At 52.5% G+C, this 3714-nt stretch carries 3 protein-coding genes and 1 CRISPR repeat array; all 3 genes read right to left on the bottom strand.

Going from position 1 to position 3714, the window contains the following annotated elements:
- Nucleotides 1-48: 48 nt before the first annotated feature.
- Nucleotides 49-1087: a CRISPR direct-repeat array (repeat unit 37 nt; unit sequence GTTTCAATCCCTAATAGGTATTTCTGATTATATCAGG).
- Nucleotides 1088-1274: 187 nt separating this feature from the next.
- Nucleotides 1275-1403 carry a hypothetical protein gene (locus AC0QHF_RS01080; RefSeq protein ID WP_324702335.1) on the bottom strand — a complete coding sequence of 43 codons (129 nt, stop codon included), beginning with the start codon at nt 1401-1403 and terminating at the stop codon, nt 1275-1277.
- A 135-nt stretch (nt 1404-1538) separates the two neighbouring features.
- Nucleotides 1539-1916 (bottom strand): DUF4189 domain-containing protein, encoded by a 378-nt coding sequence (locus tag AC0QHF_RS01085; RefSeq protein WP_324702336.1) that lies wholly within the window; start codon nt 1914-1916, stop codon nt 1539-1541.
- Entirely contained in the window at nt 1913-3529 is a 1617-nt protein-coding gene (locus AC0QHF_RS01090) for a sensor histidine kinase (RefSeq protein WP_324702337.1), read from the bottom strand. Before AC0QHF_RS01090 ends, AC0QHF_RS01085 begins: the two co-directional genes overlap by 4 nt.
- Between the last annotated feature and the right edge of the window lie 185 nt (nt 3530-3714).

The raw sequence follows: 3714 nt of genomic DNA on the forward strand, positions 1-3714 counted from the left end.
CCGACATTATATCAAGTTTCCGGTGCTTCACCGCTATCCGCGATTCCAGTTTCAATCCCTAATCGGTATTTCTGATTATATCAGGTTGACTTCGGTGGATTGTGTGGCCATCGGCTTCGTTTCAATCCCTAATAGGTATTTCTGATTATATCAGGAAGATTTGTCGGAGGGCGGCGAGTTCGGTTTCCGTTTCAATCCCTAATAGGTATTTCTGATTATATCAGGGAACTATGATTGACGCTCAATCAAGCTACACAATTGTTTCAATCCCTAATAGGTATTTCTGATTATATCAGGTGGGCCCGCTTGAATGCGAGGAAATCCCCGTGCCGTTTCAATCCCTAATAGGTATTTCTGATTATATCAGGGGGACGGGTGATCGCCAATTCCACAGAAGAACCAGTTTCAATCCCTAATAGGTATTTCTGATTATATCAGGGATCGGGGGAACCGAATCTTACTGGCTAATCGCGGGTTTCAATCCCTAATAGGTATTTCTGATTATATCAGGATGGGCGGAAGCCTGTCGGGCTTTCCTGCGGGTCTGCGTTTCAATCCCTAATAGGTATTTCTGATTATATCAGGCGATCGCGAAGAGATGAACAACATCATCATGTTCGTTTCAATCCCTAATAGGTATTTCTGATTATATCAGGATGATTACAACAATTACGGGTATCGTCAGTTTAAAGTTTCAATCCCTAATAGGTATTTCTGATTATATCAGGCTGCTAATTTCAACAAAGCTCTTTTAATAGAGCAAGTTTCAATCCCTAATAGGTATTTCTGATTATATCAGGTTGCAGGGTGCGTTACTGCCCGATTTGCCAGTGGAGTTTCAATCCCTAATAGGTATTTCTGATTATATCAGGCGAAGCACTGAAATACCTGATAGCGCAAAACTTCAGTTTCAATCCCTAATAGGTATTTCTGATTATATCAGGCGCATTTGCCGATTCGATTCAAATCATGAGAAATGGGTTTCAATCCCTAATAGGTATTTCTGATTATATCAGGGTATTTTCTAGGAACATATTTGCCACCGTATTTGTTTCAATCCCTAATAGGTATTTCTGATTATATCAGGGGCCTCGTCAGGACGTCAAGCCCAGAGGGAATTTTGGATGCCAGTTGCGCGACGATCGCCCAAATGATAACCATTCTCACGTCCGCGACACCCCAAAAACGCTGAAACCCCCGCCGCGTCAGGTGCGCGGGCATCTCCGAACTCGAAATCGCTGTAACCCAGAACAGATCGGACATGGAAGCACTTTTCATATTTCTTTCATTTCTACAGCTACCCCGTCGCGCAAAATCTCAGTGCGATCGCCACCCGTTTTGCCATCGGAACCGCCGACCCGAAGCACCGGTTCACCTCCCGGACACTGTGGCAACTTCAACATTGATATCTTCTGAATTTTAGGATAACATGAATGGCATTAGAGATGAATCGTCCGGCTTGGGTTCGAGCCCGGAAAACGGGGGTAAAATGGGGCGAACATCCCCCGGAATTCGAGTAGGGCGATCGCCCTTTTCAACTATTGTCGCGTCGTACAGACCCAAACTTGTACCCGGCAATCTCCCTGACCGCAGGCTGACATCGCCTGGGCTTCCGCTTCCGCCCGAGTCGATGCCCAAGCCCAACCGATGCGAGATCCGTTCGTCGCCACGGAACCGCAGGCATTTTTAAACCACACCCGCACCTGACAATCCGATCGCCCGCACTCTTCCAAAGCGCGGCGTTCTGCCTGGGCGCGGGTGGGGTAATCGTAACCATAACCCCAGGCATCCGTGCTAGAATCCGAGGTGGCGATCGCGCCGTAATTATCCCGACTTTGGGCGAGACTCTCCGCCGCCGTCATCCCCCCAAATCCGAGTAGAATTAAAGTGAATAAACTCAACGGTTTTTTGTTCATTTCCCCTCGACCGAACTCACCTGCACGGGCAGAAAAATCGTCATCACTTTTCCCTGTTGGGGCCGCTGCCGCATCACCAACTTGCCCCCGAGGGCTTGGAATAGATTTTTCGTGACGTTCATATTTAAACTCAGACTACCCGTTTCCGGCTGCACCATCAACAGGGGCCCGATGGATTTCAGGGGCGACTTGGGGGCGCCGCAAAACGGAGAACCGGCCTCAGTTTGGGAGTGGGATTCGAGTTGCAGTTTCAACAACTGTCCGGCGAGTCGGACACCGACGTGGATATGGCTGCCGCTGGGCAAACTGCGGGTGAAATTTTCGATCGCCCCCGTCAACATCTGGTCCAACAGCGTCGGGTCGCTGACCACGGCGGGCAACTGTTTCGGTAAAATCACTTCTAGCGTGTGGTTGCGCTGGCCGGCCTGTTTTTGCCAGCGCGGCAGTCCGCTTTGGAACACATCCCCCAAAGACATAGTGGTGAGTTGCACCCCCGGACTGGTGTGGACTTGGCACGATCGCTCCCGGACCTGGGACATCTCCAACTCCACGGCCCGAAAAATCAGGTTGAAGCGGTCGATCTGGATGGTACACTCGCGATCGATGGCCTCCAACCGCTGGCGAGCCACCTCCGGATCGAAAGTTTTCCGCTTCAACAGCAACCGCGTGAAGGTGCGGATGGTAGTCAGTGGCGTGCGGACTTCGTGGGCGATCGCCTGCAGCAATTCTACCTGGGATTTGTGGATGGTGCGATCGGCGGCAGCGACGAAATGGCCGTCGGTGTCGAACAACCCCTCGGCGGGAGAAGTCGCCACCGTTTCCGTCGCCGGAGACTTGGGTTTAGGTTCCCGACGATCGCCCTCCGGGGGCAGATTTTGCAGCAGCAGGCGGCCGAATTCCGTCACCGTCCGATAGTGGGGTTCGACGGGGGGAAACTGGGCCGCGATCGCGTCGAGTTGGGCGATTTGGTGGTGGAGGTGGCGGGGCGATGTCGAAGATCGGGCCACCATGCGATCGCGCAAAACCCCCAACGCACGGCCCACCGTCTCCGGATCGAAGGAAAATAAAAACGCCGGATTGTCCGTCTCATCGACTCCCAACACCATCACCAGGCTGAAGCGGGCCGTCAACACCAGGCAAAACGGTTCCCGAGTCAACGGATCGTTCTCAGACAGGGGAAAAGCCGAGGGCCGCAACGGTTCCGGAATGGTTTCCACGGACACCGATCCATCCTCCCCGTCCGATGCGGGTAATAACCGAAATCCCCGTTCCCGTCCCCAGGCCGATCCCACAGTCCCGAATTGGGATTCGCAGGTCAAAATTTGGGTGGTGAAATGGGCGGCTAAAGCCGATGTCATCAACACCGGGGAGGGCCCAGAAATGACATAACCCCGGGTCTCGGGCGGGGGGATGTCCGTGGCGGTTCGGGAGTCCGTCTGAGAGGGAGTCTCCGGCGTTCTGAGGGGGTCGGCCCGTTCGAGCAACTGGTTCAAGCCCCGGATCGCCCCGTACCACTGTTGTTGAGCTCTCAGGCGCCCGGAGGCGACCCGATCGCCGGCTATCCCTTCGTCAATCAGAATTTCACTTAAAGTTGGCAAAACTAGATGATTCATAATATCCCCGCCCGTTAGAATTGGTGGTCTGGCAATTATTTATAAATTGCCCTCAAGGTTTAGGGTGAAATGTATAAATTGATCCCGGAATTGCGATCGGCAAAACCGAATCACGTCAAACTTTTGGGAGGGTTGGAAGCTCCGTGATTGATCGCGGAGAGGAAAACCGACTCAAGCGGCTTTAG

The organism is Lyngbya sp. CCY1209 (genome assembly GCF_055795065.1).

Bases quoted from the DNA above. Each gene is read 5' to 3' on its own strand.
- AC0QHF_RS01080 (WP_324702335.1), bottom strand. From the start codon at position 1,403: ATGTTGAAGTTGCCACAGTGTCCGGGAGGTGAACCGGTGCTTCGGGTC.
- AC0QHF_RS01085 (WP_324702336.1), bottom strand. From the start codon at position 1,916: ATGAACAAAAAACCGTTGAGTTTATTCACTTTAATTCTACTCGGATTT.
- AC0QHF_RS01090 (WP_324702337.1), bottom strand. From the start codon at position 3,529: ATGAATCATCTAGTTTTGCCAACTTTAAGTGAAATTCTGATTGACGAA.